The following is a 17,225-nucleotide window of genomic DNA, read 5'->3' as shown; positions in this document are numbered from 1 at the left end:
CCACCGATCGAAGACACCCGGTCATTGATTAGAAGTTTATTAGCGGGACCTGTGCCAGATCATCAAGGCGGTCTCGTACGGCCCCAGGGACAGTGCCGTGTCCTCGATGGGACGCGGCCCTCCGGGATCGGCGATCCATGCCCGCTCGTGCTCAGGGATGTGGATTCGCGTCGTCACGTCCGCGCCGGAGTGGTTGGTGACCGTCACGAGCCCGCCTTCCGGCCCGAGCAGCGTTCCGGTGGTCGCGTCGGGATGGTCGGCATGGGCGTCCTCGCGGGCGCCGGCGAGGTCGGCGAGTCCGGCGTACAGGCCGTGCCAGGCGGCGTGGCGGCGGTGCGCGTCCGGGATGCGGGCGAGCAGCAGTTCGACCGGTTCGGCGCAGATGACGGTGTGCCCGGCGGCGCGCCCCGCGACCACGAGCACGGGTTCTCCGTCGGCGTCGACCGCGATCGTCCGGGCGTCGGCGGTCTCGATCCGCGCGCCGCGGGTCGCCAGGTCGCCCGGCGCTCCGGGCAGTTCGAGGACGTCGCCCGGCCGGAACGGGCCCCACCGGGCGGTGAAGCGGAACGTGACGGTGTCGCGCGCCGGTGCCCGGTCGACGATGCGGCAGCCCGCGACGGCCTCCATCTCCGGGATCGCCACGTCGGCCGAGAGCGAGACGTAGAGCGTCCCGCCGCGCCGGTGGAACGCGGGCGCGCCGCGCCAGTACGACGTCCGGACGTGCCAGAGGGACGTGGTCGTCGAGGCCAGCGGCGCCGGGAGCAGCAGGAGCCGCGCGTCGTCCGGCCAGGTCCCGTCGAGGCGTTCGCGCGGGAAGCGGACGGCGGTCCCGGCCCGCGCGGCGAGCACGAACGCGTTCAGCCACGCCCGGACCAGCGGCTTCACGTCGGGCTCGGGGTTCCAGGTGCGCTCGGCCGGGACGTACGGGCCGGCCGCCGCGGCGCCGAGGCCGTACCCGGCCGGGTCGTAGGCCCGCGCGTACTCGTACGGGACGACCACGGCGGCGCGCGGCGCGGGCCCGTGCGAGGCGTGGGCGTCGAGATCGACGGCCCTGAGGGTGGCCGCGAGGCGGGCGAGTTCGCGGGCGCGCGGCCGGGGCTCGCCGGTGTGGTCCAGCAGGCCGAACTGCGTCTCGTGCGGCATCCGCACGTACGGGACGCGCCCGTACGCGGCGGGCTCGGCGTCGATCCAGCACCACGCCCAGAAGCCGACCGCGCCGCGGCCGAAGCTCGACCAGCACAGCAGCCGGTCGTAGGCGGCGATGCGCTCGGGATCGTACTGCGCCGAGGACGCCCCGAACTCGTGCACGGCCACCGGACGTCCCGCGCCCGCCGCCAGCGCGGTCTCGAACGCGGCCGAGTGCGTCATGCGGGGGTCGAGCAGCCCGTCCGGATACAGCTCGGGCGAGTAGATCGGATACGGGTGGACGCAGGCGAAGTCCAGGTCCGGCGCGACGACGTCGGCGCGGAACGGCCCGCCGTCGACCTCCTGCGACGCGGTGCCGACCGTGACCAGATGCTCGGGGTCGGCCTCGCGCAGCGCGGCGGCGAGGGCGCTCGTCCAGGCGCGGGCGTCGTCGTCGGTCGTGCCGGTGACGGCCCAGAACGGCGGCTCGTCGGTCAGGTCCCAGGCGAGGATCGCCGGGTCGTCCGCCCAGCGCCGGGCGAGCATGGCGACGTGCGCGGCCTGCAGTTCGCGCAGTTCCGGATCGGCGTGCGGGTTGCGGTCGCCGCGCCAGGGGACGTCCCAGAACGCGTCGCCGACCTCGCCTCCCACCAGCAGCGCCGGGTGCAGCCGCAGTCCGGCGCGGCGGGCGGCGGCGAGCACCTCGTCGAGGACGGCCAGGTGCTTCTCGTCGTAGCGGCCCGGTTCGGGTTCGACCGCGGCCCACAGCACGTCGATCCGGGCCGTGTCGAGGCCGAGCCGCGCCATCCGTCCGAACTCCCGCGCGAACGACTCGGGACCGACCCGCCACGGCCAGTCCGGCCCCTCGGGCGGGACGACGTGCGCTCCGACGGGGACGTGCGCGCGCCCGCCGACCGTGAGGAAGTGCCGCCCGCGGCGGACCGTCGCCATCCCTACTCCTTCGTCGTGATCTTCGATCCGATGGTGAACCGGCCCGGCTCGCGCCCGCCCGCGACGGCGAGCGCCCAGGCCAGCAGCTGGAACGGGATCGCGGCGACGGCCGGGGCGAGGAGCGGATCGACCGCGCCGACCGCGACCGGGGTCACGCCGTACGGCGCGGCGCCCTCCGCGGTGACCAGCAGCACCGGGCCGCCGAGTACCGCCAGCTCCGCGGCGAGCGCAAGGTCCAGGTCGCGCGTCGCGGGTTCGGTGGCGATGACGGCGGCCGCCAGCTCCGGCCCCGCCAGCTCCAGGGGGCCGTGCCGGAACTCGGCGGCGTCGAGGCATTCGGCGGCGAGCCGCGCGGCCTCCTTCAGGACGAGCGCCCCGAGGTCGGCTGCGGCCCGACCGGTGCCGCGTCCGACCAGGACGGCGCCGGTCCGGTCGCCCAGCCATCCGGACACCGCGTCCGTCAGCGCCGCCTCGCCGCCCAGCACCCGCCGCGCCTGCTCGGCCGCGGTGGCGGTGAGCGACGCGACCTCCTCGATCACCGCGCCGGACCCGGCTTCCCCGCCGAGCGTGCGGACCAGCGCCGCGAGCGGCGGGAACGTGGCCGCGAACGTCCCGGTCGAGGGGCCGTGCTCGGCCCCGGCCCGGGTGTCGAACGCGATGTCGGCCGCCTCCGCGAGCGGGTTGCCGAGCCCGTTGGTGATCGTGACGAGCCGCGTGCGCCGGTCGAGCGCGCCGCTGAGCCGCACCAGCTCGGCGCTGCGGCCGGACTGGCTGATCGCCACCACCACCGTGCCCGGCGCCAGCGCGCGCATCCGGAAATGCGTCAGCTCGGCGGTGTTCACGGTCGTGGCCAGGACGCCCGCCCGGCCGAGCGTGCTCGCCGCCGCCAGGCAGGCGTGGTAGGACGCGCCCATCCCGGTCAGCACGATCGGCCGCCGCGCCGCCAGCGCGCGCAGCGCGTCCAGCTCCGCCGCCTGCTCCGCCATGGCGGCCGCCGCGCGCTCCAGCGCGGCGGGCTGCGCGATGATCTCGGTGTGGAAGTCGTCCACGGTCACCCGTCCTTCACCGCGCCCGCGGTGAGTCCCTCGACGAAGCGGCGCTGCAGCACCGCGAACACGGCGATCATCGGCGCGATCGTGACGACGGCGCCGGCCATCGTGTCGGGCCAGCTCACGTTGTTCTTGCGGGCGAGCAGGGCGAGCCCGACGGGGAGGGTCCGCATGTCCTGCGAGCTTGTGACGATCATCGGCCAGAGAAAGTCGTTCCAGGCGTTCAGGAACGTGAATATCGCCAGCGCGGCCATCGCGGGCCGCGCCATCGGGAACACGATCGAACGCAGGATGCGCAGCTCGGAAGCCCCGTCCAGGCGGGCCGACTCCAGTACCGCGTCCGGGATCGTCTGGAGGTACTGGCGCATCAGGAAGACGCCGAACACCTGGATCGCGTTCGGCGCGATCAGCCCGGTGTAGGTGTCGACGCCCAGGTAGGGCGACCATTCGTGCAGCGTCACCATCATCCGGTAGAGCGGGATGAGGTTGACCTGGAACGGCACCATCAGCGTCAGCAGCAACCCGAAGAAGATGACATTGCGCCCCGGGAACCGCAGCTTCGCGAAGGCGTACGCGGCGGCGGTGCCGAACAGCACGTTCGCCGCCACGACGACCACCGTCACGATCAGGCTGTTGGACAGGTACCGCCCGAACGGCTGATCGGTGAACACGTGCCGGTACGCGTCCAGGGTGACCGGGTGCGGGACCCATTTCGTCGGGGACGCGAACACGTCCGCCGGCGGCTTGAGCGACGTCGTGAGCATCCAGAAGAACGGCCAGGCCATGGTGACCCCGACGCCGCAGAGCACCAGGTAGAGCACCGCCCGCCGCAGGTTCACGCGCGCTCCCTGGACGCCCGGAGCTGCGCGTAGGACAGCGCGGCCAAGATCACGAAGAGGACGTAGGCGACGGCGGAGGCGGCGCCCAGGTCAAGCTCCTGGAACCGCTCGACGAGGTAGTAGACGAGCGTCGTGGTCGACCCGACCGGCCCGCCACGCGTCATCACGAACATCTGGTCGAACGCCTGGAAGCTGCCGATCAGCCCGAACACGAACACGAACACGATCGACGGCCGCAACCCCGGCAGGGTGACGTGGCGGAACCGGGGCCAGAACCCGGCGCCGTCCACGTTCGCCGCGTCGTACAGCTCCTTGGGAATCGACTGGAGCGCCGCCAGGAACACCACGGTCTCGAATCCGAACCCCTGCCAGACACTCGCCGCCGTCACCGACAGCAGCGAGGTGCCCGGGTCGGCCAGCCAAGCATGCCCGGGCAACCCGAAGAGTCCGAGCGCACTGTTCAGCACGCCATTCTCATTGAGGAGCATCTTCCAAACGGTCCCGGTGACGACCAGAGAAGTGGTCACCGGCAAGAAGTACACAGACCTGAAGAACCCGACCATCCGAATCTTCTGGTTGAGGGCCAGCGCCGTGACCAGTCCAAGCGCGGGCCCGACGCTCATGCCGACCACCGTGAACACCACCGTGTTCGTGAACGCCTGATGGAAGCGGTCGCTGCCCGCCAGGTCCGAATAATTGGCGAGGCCGGTCCATTGAGGTGCGTCAACGCCGTTGTAGTCGGTGAAGCTCCAGTACGCCGACACCGCCATCGGTATGTAGAGGAACGCGACAGCGGCCAGCACCGCCGGAGCGACCAACCCGTACCCGGCCAGCGCCGACCTCGCCTCAGCCTTCACGGAGCCCGTCCACCTCCCGCGCCGCGTCGCCAAGCGCGCGATCGGGTGCCTTCTTGCCGAGCAGCGCCGCCGTGACACCGTCCGAAATGGCCTTGTCCACGTCGGTCCAGTTCTTGACGTACGGGAACGGCCGCGCCGTGGTCATCGCCGCCAGGAAGACCTTGAACGGCGCGTCTCCCCCGAAGTACGGATCCGGCGCGGTCAGCTCCGGCCGGTTCAACGCCGCCGTGGTCGCCGGCGCCGCCCCGGCCTGCTTCGCCACCAACAATTGTTGCTCGGGCCGCAACAGGAACTGCGCGAACTTCCAGGCCGCCGCCTTGTGCTTGGACGTCACCGGAATCGACAGCCCGGTCCCGCCGAGATAACTCCCCTGCTGGACGCCGACCGGCGCCGGAACCACCGCCCACTTGCCCTTCTGCTCGGGCGCGCCGTCCTTGAGGACGCCCATCATGTAGGGGCCGTTGAGGAACATCGCGATCCGCCCGTCCTTGATTCCGGGCATGCCGCTGGTGTCCCCCTGGTCCTCGCCCCAGTAGACGCCGCCGGACTTCAGCAGATCCCGATAGAAGGTCAGCGCCCCGATACCGGCCGGCCCGGCAAAGGCCGACTTCCCGGAACCATTGAGGATCTCCCCGCCACCCTGGAACAGGAACTGCGCGAAGTGGAACGTGTCGGGCAGCACCTGGAACCGCTGCTTTCCCGGCGACGGCGCGGTCGCGGCCAGCTTCGCCACGGCCGCCTTGAACTGCTCCCAGTTCCCCGGCACCGCGATGCCGTTCTTCTTGAAGATGTCACGGCGGTAATACAGCGCATAGGCGTCGAAGTCGTAGAGCGCGGTCACGTACCGCCCCTTGTACTTCATCGCGGCCAGGGCGCCCCGCGCGTACTGCCCCTCGACCGGCTCCCCGTTGATCTTCCCGCCGGACAGCTTCGACAGGTCGGCGAGCGTGCCGGTGGCCGCGTACGTCGAGATCCACGTCATGTCGAGCGTGGCCAGATCCGGCGCGGTCCGCGCCCCCACCGCGGTCGCGTACTTCTCCCGCATGGTGTCGTAGTCGTACGCCTCGTACTTCACCTTGATCTTCGGATTGGCCCGCTCGAACTCGGCGATGACCGGCTTGATCGGCGTGGACCCGCCGTAGTAGTCCCACACCGTGATCGTCCCCTCGGCCCGCCCGGCCCCGCCGCCCCCACAGCCCGCCAGCGCCAGCAGCACCGCCACCAGCCCGCCACCCGCTAACCGCGTCCCACGCCCCATGACGCCCCCTCCGGGCATGATTGATTAGAAGCTTATGAGCTTTAGCGTTCGCGCCTCCCCACCCCCTGTCAACCCCCATGGCCACGACCGGCAGGCGAACCGCCTACAGGACGGCTGTCCTCTGGCACGGCCACAGCCTGGCGTGTGACCTGCGGTGATACCTGGGGGGTATCGGAGGCCACCTAGACGGTGTTGGAGGTCGGGCGGGAGCGCCGGGCAGGGTCGAAGCATGAGCGGAGAGAAGATTGCGCTGGTCACCGGCGCGAACAAGGGAATCGGATTTGAGATCGCGGCCGGGCTCGGTGAGCTCGGATGGAGTGTCGGGGTCGGCGCGCGGAACGAGAGGAATCGGGACGTCGCCGTCGCGAAGCTGCGGGCGGACGGGGTGGACGCTTTCGGGGTTCCGCTCGACGTGACCGACGACGCGAGCGTGGCCGCCGCCGTGAGGTTGCTGGAGGAGCGAGGCGGGCGGCTCGACGTGCTCGTCAACAATGCGGGCGTGACCGGTGGCATGCCGCAGGAGCCGACCTCCGTCGACCTCGCGGCCGTGCGGACGGCCGTGGAGACCAACGTGATCGGGGTCATCCGGGTCACCAATGCGATGCTGCCGCTGCTGCGCCGGGCGGCGTCGCCGCGGATCGTGAACATGTCCAGCGGCGTCGGGTCCCTCACGCGGCAGACCGAACCGGGCGCCGCGCTCAACGCGACGGGGCCGTTGTCGGCCGCCTATTCGCCGTCCAAGACGTTTCTCAACGCCGTCACCGTCCAATACGCCAAGGAACTGCGCGGCACGAACATCCTGATCAACCTCGGGTGCCCGGGATTCTGCGCGACGGACCTCAACGAGTTCCGCGGCGTCCGCACCGCGCGGGAGGGCGCGCAGATCGCGATCCGGCTCGCGACGCTCCCCGACGACGGCCCGACCGGCGGGTTCTTCGAGGACGCCGGGGTCGTGCCTTGGTGACCGGCGGAATTCCGGGATAACGTCCGGCATGAGCGAAAATGGCGGCACCGGAATGGTCCAGCGCGGATACGACGTCCTTTCGCGCCATTATCGGGACGACGATGCGGGCGAGGGCGGTTACGCGCCCTGGCTGACCGCCCTCAAAACCCGTATCCCCGCTGACGGACCGGTGCTCGATCTCGGCTGCGGCTGCGGTGTGCCGGTGGCCCGGTCGCTGGCCGCCGCCGGGCACCGGGTCACCGGCGTGGACATCAGCGAAGTGCAGATCGAACGCGCCCGCCGCCTGGTGCCCGCCGCGACGTTCCGACGGGCAGACGCGACCCAGGTCGAGTTTCCGCCGGACTCGTTCGACGCCGTCGTCTGCCTCTACGCCCTCATCCACATGCCGCTGGAGGAGCAGCCCCGCCTCCTCCAGCGGATCGCCGGATGGCTGCGTCCCTCCGGCTGGCTGCTCGCGACCACGGGCTGGGACGCCTGGACCGGCACCGAGGACGGCTGGCTCGGCGGACCGGCGGCGATGTGGTGGAGCCAGGCGGACGCCGACACCTACGACGCCTGGCTCCGGGACGCGGGCCTCGACGTCGTCTCGCGGGAGTTCGTCCCCGAGGGCGACAGCGGGCACGCGCTGTTCTGGGCGCGGCGTCCGGCCTGATCGTCCGGCCTGATCGTCCGGCCTGATGGCGGCTCAGCGGGCGAGTTCGCCGGGGGCGAGCGCCGGGCCGTGGTCGAAGGTGTGGCGCGGTCCGGGCAGGCCGCTCGGCCCGACGCGCGAGCGCGCCGCGGTGCGCCGTTGGCCGAGCGCGCCCGCGACCTGGTCGCGCAGGTCGGGCAGCAGGGCGTAGAGGGCGTCGCCGGGGCAGGACGTCTGGTTGTAGTCGCGATGCCCGACGATCGCCTCGTGCGGGCCGAGACCGTAGGCGTCGCACAGCCACGCGCACGTCTGGACGAGTTTCGCCCACAGCGCGTCGGTGGGCATCTCCGTCATGTAGGTGCCCTCGTTCTCGATGCCGATCGTGTGGTCGTTCTGCCCGAAGGTGTGCGCGCCGACCACGTGACGCCGGGCGCGGACCGCCTCCAGGCTGCGGTTTCGCCCCTCCATGAGGTGGCCGCCCCGGCTGATCGTGAGCTGCTGGCCCGAGTCGGCCCACCCGTTCGTGTCCATGTGGAAGTTCTGGATCGACCGCGACAGGGCGAACGCCTGCTCCAGCGAAGGGTCGACGGTGTTCGCCGACGCGGTGTGGTGGACGACGATGTGGTCGGGCGCGCGGTTCAGCACGGTCGCGGCAACCTTGGGCGGACGCGCCTCCCAGGCGACGCGCGCGTACATACGGGGCGCGGCCTGCGCCGACGCGGCGCCCTGCGGGCCGGACAGCGGGCCGAGCAGCGCCCCGCCGACCACGGCGGCGGTCCCTCCGATCAGGCCCCTGCGAGTGAGCCGAACCTCTCCCGGCATGACGGTTCCTTCCAGACGACGAGTTGGTCAGGCCGGGGGTTGATCACGAAGATAACCAAGGGCGGCCCACCGTGAAAGCACGGCCCCCACCCAACCCGTTCCAGACGCGGCCGGTGGGGCTATTCGTCGTCGTCCTCCGACAGGTCGACGGCCTCGTTGGCCTGCTTGAGCGACAGGCTGATCCGCCGCCTTTCGAGGTCGATGTCGAGGATCTTCACGGAGATCTCGTCGCCGACCTGGACGACCTGCTCTGGGCGCTCCACGTGCCGGTCGGACAGTTCCGAGATGTGCACCAGGCCCTCGATGCCGTCCGCGATGCGGACGAACGCGCCGAAGGGCGCGAGCTTCGTCACCCGTCCCGGAATGGATCCGCCGATCCGGTGGGTGCGGGCGAACCGCTGCCACGGGTCTTCCTGCGTCGCCTTGAACGACAGCGAGACCCGGTCGCGTTCCCTGTCGAAGTCCAGCACTTTGACCGTGATCTGCTGGCCGACCTCGACAGCCTCCGACGGGTGGTCGATGTGCGTCCATGAAAGCTCGGAAAGGTGCACCAGGCCGTCCACGCCGCCGAGATCGACGAACACGCCGAAGTCGACGATCGAGGAGACCACGCCCGTACGGACCTGGCCCTTTCGCAGAGTGGCGAAGAACGTCTCCCGGATCTCGTCCCGCGTCTCCTCCAGCCAGGCGCGGCGGGACAGGATCACGTTGTTCCGGGCCTGGTCCACCTCGATGATCTTGGCTTCGAGTTTCCGTCCCAGATAGGGCTGGAGATCGCGGACGCGGCGCATCTCCACCAACGAGGCGGGCATGAAGGCGCGCAGCCCGATGTCGAGGATGAGGCCGCCTTTAACGACCTCGATGACCGTGCCCGTGACGATGCCGTCCTCGTCTTTGACCCTCTCGATCAATGACCAGGCGCTCTTGTACTGCGCACGTTTCTTGGACAGGATCAGTCGGCCTTCCGCGTCCTCCTTCTGAAGGACGAGGGCCTCGACATGGTCGCCTACGGAGACGACGTCGCGCGGGTCGACGTCGCGCGGGACGGCGAGTTCGCGTGCCGGAATGACGCCTTCGGTCTTGTAACCGATGTCGACGAGGACTTCGTCCTCATCGACCCGGACGATGGTGCCCTCGACGATGTCGCCATCGTTGAAGTACTTGATGGTCTCGTCGACCGCGGCGAGGAACTCCTCCTCGGACCCGATGTCGTTCACGGCCATCAGCGGCGTCTGGGAACGCGTCGGCGGTCGCAGTTCGGTGAAGGTCGTGGTGGCCGCCCGCCGCGCCGCGAGGTCGAACTGCAGGAACCGCGAATCGAAGGACCAGCCGACGAAGGTCGCCGTCCGCGCGGACACCGCCACGCCGACGCCCGCCGCAGTGCCGTCGTCCATTTCGGTGTCGCCGTGCGCCAGCGATTGGGCGGCGAGCAGTTCGCGCTGGGCGAGCCTCGTGATCGGGTTGATGCCCCCGTAAGTCCGCGCGGCGTTCGCGCTGACCCTTTCCAGGGTCCGGACGGCCTGCCATGCGCATTCCCTGATGCCCTGGTCCGTGCGCCTCGTCCGGGCGAGGTCGAGTTGCGCCGAGGCGAGATCGACCATGGCCAGAATGATGGCCGGGTGCCGCTCCCCCATCACCTCCGCCAGCTCCTCGCATTTCCGCGCGAGTTTGCCGGTGGCGTCATCGAACAGGCGGGTGTTCCGGCGGGCGCGGGCCACTTCGAGCACCGCGAGCAGTCGGTTGATGCGGCTGCCCAGCACCGCGGGATGGTCCGAAGGATAGATCGCGCCGTATCGTTCGGCCGCTTCGTCCAGAAGAACGGCGGCGTGCGCGATCCGTTCGCCCGACTCGGCCGCGCACGCCAGTTCCAGTTCGGCGGCGCCGAGATTCGTCAGGGCGGTGAGGGCCTCGGGATGGTCGCGGCCGAGAACGGCGGCGATGCCGCCGACGGCCACCTCCAGCACTTCCGCGGCCCTGGACATCCGCTCGGGCGACGCTTCCATCCGCGCCAGGTCGAGTTCGGACGCGGCCAGATTCCCGAGGACCATGTAGCTGCGCGGGTCGCCCCGGTCGAGTTCGGCGACGCATTCCCGGGACGCTTCGGCGAGTTCGTCCGTGGCCCACCGGAGCCGCCGCGGGTCGCCCTCCATCCGGGCCAGGGCCGCGCCGATCGTCGCGAGCAGAAGGGCCACCGGCGGCGCATTCGATTCGGAGTCCCGGAGAACCTGACGGGCCGAGGCGACGCGCCTTTCGGCGCGTTCGAGGTCGCCCGCGTTGACGGCGAGCGCGGCGAGATTGGCCAGGGCCTTGGCACGGGTGAGGCCGTCCGTGGCGGTGTAGAGCGCCGTTTCGAATTCGTCGGAGGCTTCCGTCGCGCCACCGGCCTCGGACGCGGCGAGCACGCCGCTCAGCAGCCGCAGTTCCGCCTGTTCGGCGCCGCGCAGGAGGCGGCGGCCGAGGTCGGGCCGCCCGAGATGCCGCGCGAGGACGGCGAGATGGCCGCGTTCGGCGGGCGTCAGATCGAGCGGCCCGTCCTGCTCGGTATGCGCGGCGACCCATTCCTCGAACCCGTCCGGAAGTGCGGGCCGCCGCCGGAGCACCGCCTGCTCAACGAGCTCCACCACCTCGGGCCAATCCCTAATCACGGGACAGCTCCGTTACTCCGCCGGTGATCAGGTCTTCCGCGATGCGCAGTTTCAGGACGTCGACCGTCGCCGCGTTCAGCAGCCCTTCCTTCTCCCACTGCGTGAGCGCCCGCAGTTTGAGTTCCTTCTCCGCGAGCAGGGCTTCGAGTTCGGAATGGCTGCCGGACCCGGCGGACGGCTTCCGGGCGGCGCGCGGTGGAGGGTCGGTCTCCTCGGCGTCCCTGGGCCGGAGGACGTCGATGAGGTTGCCGACGTCCAGGCAGCTGAACCGCCGGGTCGCCTCGCTGATCGCCGCCGCGAAAAGCGTGCCGGACGCGCGCTCCTCGCCATGGCGGACGTCCCGCGGGCGATAGCGCTCGTGGTGCTGTTCGAGAAGGACGCCGACCACCGCGCTTCCGCGTTCGTCGCAGACGCGCTCGACCGGGCCGCCCGAATATCCGGAGTAGTCGCCGATGCTCTGGTTGCAGGTGAGCTGGAGCGCCTCGATGACCGCGCCGCCCTCGCACGCGTATTTCATCGCCTCCCTGGCGATGACGCCGTCCAGATAAGGGTCGGTCACGGTCGGGCGGTAAGGGCCGCGCCACACGTCGTCCGGCGCGCTGTGGTCGGCGGCCGGGACCATCAGCGGCATTCGCACCGGATCGAGGATCTCGATGATGGCGAGGTCGGCGTCCGTCGCGCGTTCGAGGACCCTGCCGGATATCGGCGGCCCGTTTCCCTCGACCCACACCGTGACGTCGTCGTCGCCGGGCGTCATTTTGTCGAGACAGTGCAGAGCTGTCAGGACATAGCGCCGGGCGAGGATGAAGCCGCCGCCCAGCGGCCGATCGTCCTGGCGGATCTCGACCCAGTACTCGCCGGCCATGGACCGTCCCTCAGGCGCGCTCGATCGTGATCGTGACCTCGAAGGACGCCTCGGCCGATGCCTTGGAGACGACGATTCCCGCCTCGGCCGCGATGGTCAGGCCGAAGGTCGCCTCAAGGGTCTTCACCTGCCATCCGGCGGTGTCGGGGGACTTCGCCGCCGCCTCCTGCAGAATGGCGGACGCCTCCTCGATCGCGGCCTGGATCTCCTCGCGCCGGTCGGTGAGCGACTCGGTGGCGCGGTCCTTGCTCCGGATCTGCCGGGAGCCCGCCCGGTCGATGCTCACGGTCTCGACCCGCACCACGGAATCGGACATCAAAAGGCCCCCTTCGGCAGATCACCGCCATAAACCGGTTTTCAGTCTATGGGGACGGCCGCCGTTCGGACCGCGAACGACGGCGCACGCGCCGCAACCGGCCAATGGTCAGGCCGGGTCCGGTTTCGTCCAGGAGGCTTCGCGGGCGCGGACGAGGGCGGTCAGCATGGCGTTGACCGGTGCGTCGCGTCCGGCCTTCGCCGCCTCGCGCGGGATCGCGCCGTTGATGAACGCGATCTCGCTGACCCGTCCGGCCTCGTGGTCGAGCAGCGCGGACGGTTTCGCGGCGGGCATCCGGCCGCCGAAGTCGCGGACGAACTCGACCGGGTCGGTGACGGCGATGCCGACGCCGCGGGCGCGTGCCACCTGCCACGCCTCCTCGGCGGCGGCGCGGCTGACCGGGCCGAGGTGCTCGTCGTCCATGACCTCGCCGACCGTCATGCCGGTGAGCGCGCACGGGGCGCTGTAGGCGACGTTGCAGATCAGCTTCTCCCACTGCATGGCCGCGATGTCGGACACCGCCTCGGCGTCGAACCCGCCGAGCCGCCAGGCGCGGGCGACGCGCTCGACCTCGGACGGGTCGATCGTCCCGTACCCGCCGAACCGCATCGCGCGCATCGCGTTGTGGTGGACCTCGCCCGCCCGCCGCACGGACGCGCCGAAGCCGCTCGCGACGCCGACGGCGAGGCGGTCCGCGCCGAGTTCGGCGGCGGCGACGTCGGCGGAGCCGAGGCCGTTCTGGATCGTCAGGACGACCGTGCCAGGCCCGAGCAGCGGACGGGCCTGCGCCGTGGCGGACGCGACGTCCGCCGCCTTCACCGCGAGGACGACGAGGTCGACCTGCTCGCTCGGCGGCTCGGTGTACGCGCGCACCGGGACGCGCAGCTCGCCGTCCGGCCCGGCGACCAGCAGCCCGTGCGCGGCGATGGCCGCCATGTGGTCGGCCCACCGGTCGACGACGAGGACGTCGTGCCCCGCCGAGGCGAGGCGCCCGGCGTAGACCGAGCCCATCGCGCCGCAGCCGACGACGGCGATCTTCATGGTCTCCATCAGGTCCGGAGTCTCCATCAGCCCACCAGCTTCGCGATCTGCTCCGACAGGCCCGGTTTCGCTTCGAGGCCGAAGCCGGGGTCGTCGGCGGGGTGGATCCGGCCGTCCACCAGGCGGCAGCCGGGGGTGTAGCCGCCGAACGGCTGGAACACGCCGGGATACGCCTCGCAGCCGCCGAGTCCGAGCCCGGTGACGATATGCAGGTTGATCATGTGCCCGCCGTGCGGGAACGCCGAGCGGCGGTCGATTCCGCGTTCTTCCATCAGCGCGATCATTCGCGCGTACTCGGTCAGGCCATAGCTGAGGCCCGCGTCCATTTGGAAGACGTCCCGGTCGGCGCGGACGCCGCCGAAGTTCAGCAGGTTCTTCACGTCCTGGACGGAGAAAAGGTTCTCGCCCGTCGCGATGGGGCCGGGATAAACCTCCGCTAGGCGCCGGTTGAGGTCGAAGTCGAGCGGGTCCGTCGCCTCCTCGTACCAGCGGAGGCCGTAGCCGGACATCGCCTTCGCGTAGTCGAGCGCCTGCGTCCAGTCGAACCGTCCGTTCGCGTCGACGGCGATCGCGCCGCCGTCGCCCGTCACCTCGATCGCGGCTTCGATCCGGCGGAGGTCCTCGGCGAGAGGGGCGCCGCCGATCTTGATTTTCGCGACCGGATATCCGTCGTCCTGATAGCCGCGCAGTTCGGCTTCCAGTTCCGCGATCCCCTCGCCTGGACGGTAGTAGCCGCCCGCCGCGTAGACGGGGGCGCCGGTCAGGTCGGGGGCGCGGCCGTGCGCCTTGGCGATCACGGCGTGGGCGGGCTCGTCCGCGTGCTTGGCGAGCAGGTCCCAGCAGGCGAGTTCGAGGGCGGCGGCCGCGGCGGCGCGATCGCCGTGGCCGCCGGGCTTCTCGTCCTTCATGGCACGTTCCAGAACGCGGCCGGGATCGAGCAGCCCGGTGTCCGGCGCGAGGAGGGAGCCCGGGTCGGCGTCCAGCACGCGCGGGATCATCCGGTCGCGGAGGATGCCGCCCTGCGCGAACCGTCCGATGGAGTTGAACGCCACTCCCACGAGCGGACGGCCGTTCCTGCGCACGTCACTGACCACCGCGACCAGCGAGACGGTGTGCCCGGCGAAACTGACGACGGAATTGGTCACGTTCCCCTCGAGCGGAACGGCCACTTCCCGGATGTCGACGATCTGCATTGTCCTCCTCATGCGGCGCTCAAACCGCGCTCATACCGCGCTGGACGGCTCCCGGAGCCGGCGTTTCAGCACCTTTCCGCTCGGCGTGCGGGGCAGCTCGCCGACGATGTCGACCCGGGTCGGGCATTTGTAGTGCGCGAGCCGTTCGCGGCAGAACGCGATCAGCTCGGGCACGGCGGGCGCCGTCCCCGGCCGCGCGACGACCAGCGCGACGACCGTCTCGCCCCAGCGCTCGTGCGGGGCGCCGACGACGGCGACCTCCGCCACGTCCGGATGGTCGGCGAGGACGTTCTCGACCTCCACCGGGTACACGTTCTCGCCGCCGGTGATGATCATGTCGGTGACGCGGTCGGTCAGGAACAGGTAGCCGCCGTCGTCCAGGTGCCCGGCGTCGCCGGTGCGGAACCAGCCGTCCGGGCCGAACGCGCGGGCGTTGTCGCCCTCGTCGCCCAGGTAGCCGGGGCTCAGCAGGGCGCTGCGCATCCAGACCTCGCCGGTCGTCCCGGCGGGCGCGTCCGCCCCGGTCGCTGGGTCGCGGACGCTGATCTCGACGCCGTCGGCGGCGCGTCCGGCGGAGGCGAGCCGGGGGCCGCCGCGGCGGTGGTCGTCGGCGTCGAGGAACGTGATGGGCCCGCACGCCTCCGTCATGCCGTAGCTCTGGACGAGGTCGCAGCCGAGCGCCGCCGCCGCTTCCTTGATCACGGCGGGCGGCATCGGGGACCCGCCGTAGATGAGCGTGCGGAGGCTGCTCAGGTCGGCGCCGGCCACGGCCGGGCTCTGGACCAGCGTCTGGACGACCGCCGGGACGCTCAGCATGTGCGTGGCCCCGACCTCGGAGAGCACCCGGAGCACGCCCTCGGGCGAGGCGTCGGTGAGGAAGACCGACCGGGCGCCCCGGCCGAGGCAGTAGAAGAGCCAGCCCGTCCCGGAGACGTGGAAGAGCGGGGTGGGGACGCACACCACCGAACCCGGACCGACTTCCCACGGCGCGGACGAAGCCAGATTCGCCGCGATATTGCCGTTGGTCAATTGCACGGCTTTCGGACGGCCCGACGTCCCGGACGTGTAGACGAGAAGGGCCGTGGCGCCGGGATCGGCCGGACGCCGCTCGATAGTCGTGGGCCGCCCGCTGAGCCATGCGTCGTATTCCCCGACGAAAACCAGGCCGCCATTCAGCACGACGACCGTTTCCTCGAATTCCCTTTCCAGCCCCAAGGAAGGGAGGAAAGCGGCGTCACAAACCACTACCGAGGGCCGTGCGTGTTCGAGGACGCGCGCCAGTTCCGCGGGCGCGAGCCGCCAATTCAGCGGAACGGCCGGAACGCCGCGCCTGCTCGCGCCGACCATCAGCTCGGCCCACACGGCGGAGTCGCGGCCGAGGTAGGCCACCGGCCCGGCGGTGTCGCCGAGCGCGTCCGCGACCTGCGCGGACCGGTCCGCCAGCGCGCGGAAGTCGAGCCGCCTGCCGCCCGCGTTCCCCGTCGCGGGACGGTCGGGCGCGACCCGCGCCCAGTGGTCGGCCATGTCCGCCAGTGAGCCGGTGAAACCGCGGTCTCCCATGAATGCGCCTCCGGACACAAAGTCTGAATTGAATATCACGGCCGTCACCGGAAGTCGAGCCGGGCCAGCCCGCGTTCGGCGATCGCGCGGACCTCGCCGTCGAGGTCGCCGAACTCCTGGCCCGCCATCGCGCCCGCCCGCGCGCGGGCGGCGACGCCCTGGGTGATGACCGCGCATTTGTAATGCGCGAGCGCCTCGTAAAAGGCGAGATCGGCCAGTTCGACGTCCGCTTGGCGTGCGTAGCGGGCGGCGATCTCCACCCGGCCCGGGAAACCCGGGAGCGCGGTGACGGCCGGGGTCAACTGCAATCCGGGTTCGCCCGGCTCCTGCCAATAGAAGAGCAACAGGGCGAGATCGGTCAGCGGGTCGCCGAGCGTGGACATCTCCCAGTCGAGAACGGCGCGGACCCGTCCCGGGTCCTGCGCGTCCATCATGCAGTTGTCGAGCCGGAAGTCCCCATGGACGATCGACGCGCGCCCCGATTCCGGAATCCTTTCGGAGACCCGGCGCCCCAGTTCCTCGACCGGGGCCACGGGCTCATTACGGGACCGCATCCATTGGTCGTTCCAGCGGCGAACCTGGCGGGTGACGAAGCCGTCCGGCCTGCCGTAGCCGTCCAGGCCGACCGCCCGCGGGTCGACCCGGTGCAGGGCGGCCAGCACGTCCACCAGCGCGAACGCCAGCCTCGCCCGCTCGCCCGGCCCATCGGCGTAACCGCCGGGCAGTTCGTCGCGGATGATGCGGCCCTCGACGCGCTCCATCACATAGAACGGCGCGCCGATGATCGAACCGTCATCGCTCAGCACGATCCGCGGCACGGGAACGGCGGACGACGCGAGCGCCCGCTGCACCCGCGCCTCCCGTCCCATGTCGTGCGCGCTCGGCAGCAATTCCCCGGACGGCGGGCGGCGCAATACGAGTTCGCCCGCCGAACTGCTCAACAGGAATGTCAGGTTCGATTTCCCGCCCGCCACGAGAGTCGCGGTCAACCCGGTCCAACCGGCGTCGCCGGTGGCGTCCGCCAAGGCCGGGCCGAGCCGATCCGGACGGACGAGTGCGTCCCATCCGGCGTCCCGCTCGATCGTCACGCTGGACCTCCCATCGCTCCA

The 17,225-nt window shown here is 71.2% G+C and carries 14 protein-coding genes and 1 pseudogene; 2 read left to right on the top strand and 13 right to left on the bottom strand.

The window, feature by feature from the left end; genetic code table 11:
• Window positions 1–39: 39 nt before the first annotated feature.
• Genes FXF65_RS06165 through FXF65_RS06145 form a run of 5 tightly spaced genes read right to left on the bottom strand, consistent with a single transcriptional unit; the run spans window position 40 to window position 6,079 of the window.
• The gene (locus FXF65_RS06165; protein ID WP_148348713.1) at window positions 40–2,076 is read right to left on the bottom strand and encodes a glycoside hydrolase 5 family protein; all 2,037 of its coding nucleotides are present in this window, start codon (window positions 2,074–2,076) and stop codon (window positions 40–42) included.
• Between the two features lie 2 nt (window positions 2,077–2,078).
• Entirely contained in the window at window positions 2,079–3,131 is a 1,053-nt protein-coding gene (locus FXF65_RS06160) for an SIS domain-containing protein (protein ID WP_148348712.1), read from the bottom strand.
• Window positions 3,128–3,964: a carbohydrate ABC transporter permease gene (locus FXF65_RS06155; RefSeq protein ID WP_148348711.1), complete on the bottom strand. Its 837-nt coding sequence runs from the start codon at window positions 3,962–3,964 to the stop codon at window positions 3,128–3,130. The genes FXF65_RS06160 and FXF65_RS06155 overlap by 4 nt, the downstream gene beginning before the upstream one ends.
• On the bottom strand, window positions 3,961–4,821 hold the full coding sequence (locus FXF65_RS06150) for a carbohydrate ABC transporter permease (RefSeq protein WP_222868396.1): 861 nt from the start codon (window positions 4,819–4,821) through the stop codon (window positions 3,961–3,963). Before FXF65_RS06150 ends, FXF65_RS06155 begins: the two co-directional genes overlap by 4 nt.
• On the bottom strand, window positions 4,811–6,079 hold the full coding sequence (locus FXF65_RS06145; RefSeq protein ID WP_187412119.1) for an ABC transporter substrate-binding protein: 1,269 nt from the start codon (window positions 6,077–6,079) through the stop codon (window positions 4,811–4,813). The genes FXF65_RS06150 and FXF65_RS06145 overlap by 11 nt, the downstream gene beginning before the upstream one ends.
• Window positions 6,080–6,308: 229 nt before the next feature.
• Between FXF65_RS06145 and FXF65_RS06140 the strand changes: the two genes are divergently transcribed.
• A complete protein-coding gene (locus FXF65_RS06140; protein ID WP_148348709.1) occupies window positions 6,309–7,043 on the top strand; it encodes an SDR family oxidoreductase in 735 nt (244 codons plus the stop codon).
• 28 nt (window positions 7,044–7,071) lie between these two features.
• Window positions 7,072–7,695 (top strand): class I SAM-dependent methyltransferase, encoded by a 624-nt coding sequence (locus tag FXF65_RS06135; protein ID WP_148348708.1) that lies wholly within the window; start codon window positions 7,072–7,074, stop codon window positions 7,693–7,695.
• A 33-nt stretch (window positions 7,696–7,728) separates the two neighbouring features.
• Here FXF65_RS06135 and FXF65_RS06130 read toward each other — a convergent pair whose 3' ends face one another.
• The 8 genes and pseudogenes from FXF65_RS06130 to FXF65_RS06095 form a co-directional block, all read right to left on the bottom strand.
• Window positions 7,729–8,496, bottom strand: a complete 768-nt coding sequence (locus FXF65_RS06130; RefSeq protein ID WP_148348707.1) for a peptidoglycan recognition protein family protein — start codon at window positions 8,494–8,496, stop codon at window positions 7,729–7,731.
• A gap of 128 nt (window positions 8,497–8,624) precedes the next feature.
• Window positions 8,625–9,719 (bottom strand): annotated as a pseudogene (gene rpsA / locus FXF65_RS06125) (30S ribosomal protein S1); the annotation flags it as partial.
• A 1,414-nt stretch (window positions 9,720–11,133) separates the two neighbouring features.
• Entirely contained in the window at window positions 11,134–12,006 is an 873-nt protein-coding gene (locus tag FXF65_RS06120; RefSeq protein WP_148348706.1) for a S1 family peptidase, read from the bottom strand.
• Between the two features lie 10 nt (window positions 12,007–12,016).
• Window positions 12,017–12,322 (bottom strand): CU044_2847 family protein, encoded by a 306-nt coding sequence (locus FXF65_RS06115; RefSeq protein WP_148348705.1) that lies wholly within the window; start codon window positions 12,320–12,322, stop codon window positions 12,017–12,019.
• A 108-nt stretch (window positions 12,323–12,430) separates the two neighbouring features.
• Window positions 12,431–13,390: a ketopantoate reductase family protein gene (locus FXF65_RS06110; RefSeq protein WP_222868395.1), complete on the bottom strand. Its 960-nt coding sequence runs from the start codon at window positions 13,388–13,390 to the stop codon at window positions 12,431–12,433.
• Window positions 13,390–14,556, bottom strand: coding sequence for an enolase C-terminal domain-like protein (locus FXF65_RS06105; RefSeq protein WP_148348704.1), 1,167 nt, complete (start codon window positions 14,554–14,556; stop codon window positions 13,390–13,392). The genes FXF65_RS06110 and FXF65_RS06105 overlap by 1 nt, the downstream gene beginning before the upstream one ends.
• A 30-nt stretch (window positions 14,557–14,586) precedes the next feature.
• A complete protein-coding gene (locus tag FXF65_RS06100) occupies window positions 14,587–16,116 on the bottom strand; it encodes an AMP-binding protein (RefSeq protein WP_148348703.1) in 1,530 nt (509 codons plus the stop codon).
• Between the two features lie 44 nt (window positions 16,117–16,160).
• Window positions 16,161–17,204, bottom strand: a complete 1,044-nt coding sequence (locus tag FXF65_RS06095; RefSeq protein ID WP_222868394.1) for a phosphotransferase family protein — start codon at window positions 17,202–17,204, stop codon at window positions 16,161–16,163.
• Between the last annotated feature and the right edge of the window lie 21 nt (window positions 17,205–17,225).

Source organism: Actinomadura syzygii (assembly GCF_008085905.1).
In the GTDB taxonomy this organism is placed as follows: domain Bacteria; phylum Actinomycetota; class Actinomycetes; order Streptosporangiales; family Streptosporangiaceae; genus Spirillospora; species Spirillospora syzygii.
This window is presented reverse-complemented; position numbering and strand designations above follow the sequence as displayed.

Bases quoted from the DNA above. Each gene is read 5' to 3' on its own strand.
- FXF65_RS06165 (WP_148348713.1), bottom strand. From the start codon at position 2,076: ATGGCGACGGTCCGCCGCGGGCGGCACTTCCTCACGGTCGGCGGGCGC.
- FXF65_RS06145 (WP_187412119.1), bottom strand. From the start codon at position 6,079: ATGGGGCGTGGGACGCGGTTAGCGGGTGGCGGGCTGGTGGCGGTGCTG.
- FXF65_RS06140 (WP_148348709.1), top strand. From the start codon at position 6,309: ATGAGCGGAGAGAAGATTGCGCTGGTCACCGGCGCGAACAAGGGAATC.
- FXF65_RS06135 (WP_148348708.1), top strand. From the start codon at position 7,072: ATGAGCGAAAATGGCGGCACCGGAATGGTCCAGCGCGGATACGACGTC.
- FXF65_RS06130 (WP_148348707.1), bottom strand. From the start codon at position 8,496: ATGCCGGGAGAGGTTCGGCTCACTCGCAGGGGCCTGATCGGAGGGACC.
- FXF65_RS06120 (WP_148348706.1), bottom strand. From the start codon at position 12,006: ATGGCCGGCGAGTACTGGGTCGAGATCCGCCAGGACGATCGGCCGCTG.
- FXF65_RS06115 (WP_148348705.1), bottom strand. From the start codon at position 12,322: ATGTCCGATTCCGTGGTGCGGGTCGAGACCGTGAGCATCGACCGGGCG.
- FXF65_RS06110 (WP_222868395.1), bottom strand. From the start codon at position 13,390: ATGGAGACTCCGGACCTGATGGAGACCATGAAGATCGCCGTCGTCGGC.
- FXF65_RS06105 (WP_148348704.1), bottom strand. From the start codon at position 14,556: ATGCAGATCGTCGACATCCGGGAAGTGGCCGTTCCGCTCGAGGGGAAC.
- FXF65_RS06100 (WP_148348703.1), bottom strand. From the start codon at position 16,116: ATGGGAGACCGCGGTTTCACCGGCTCACTGGCGGACATGGCCGACCAC.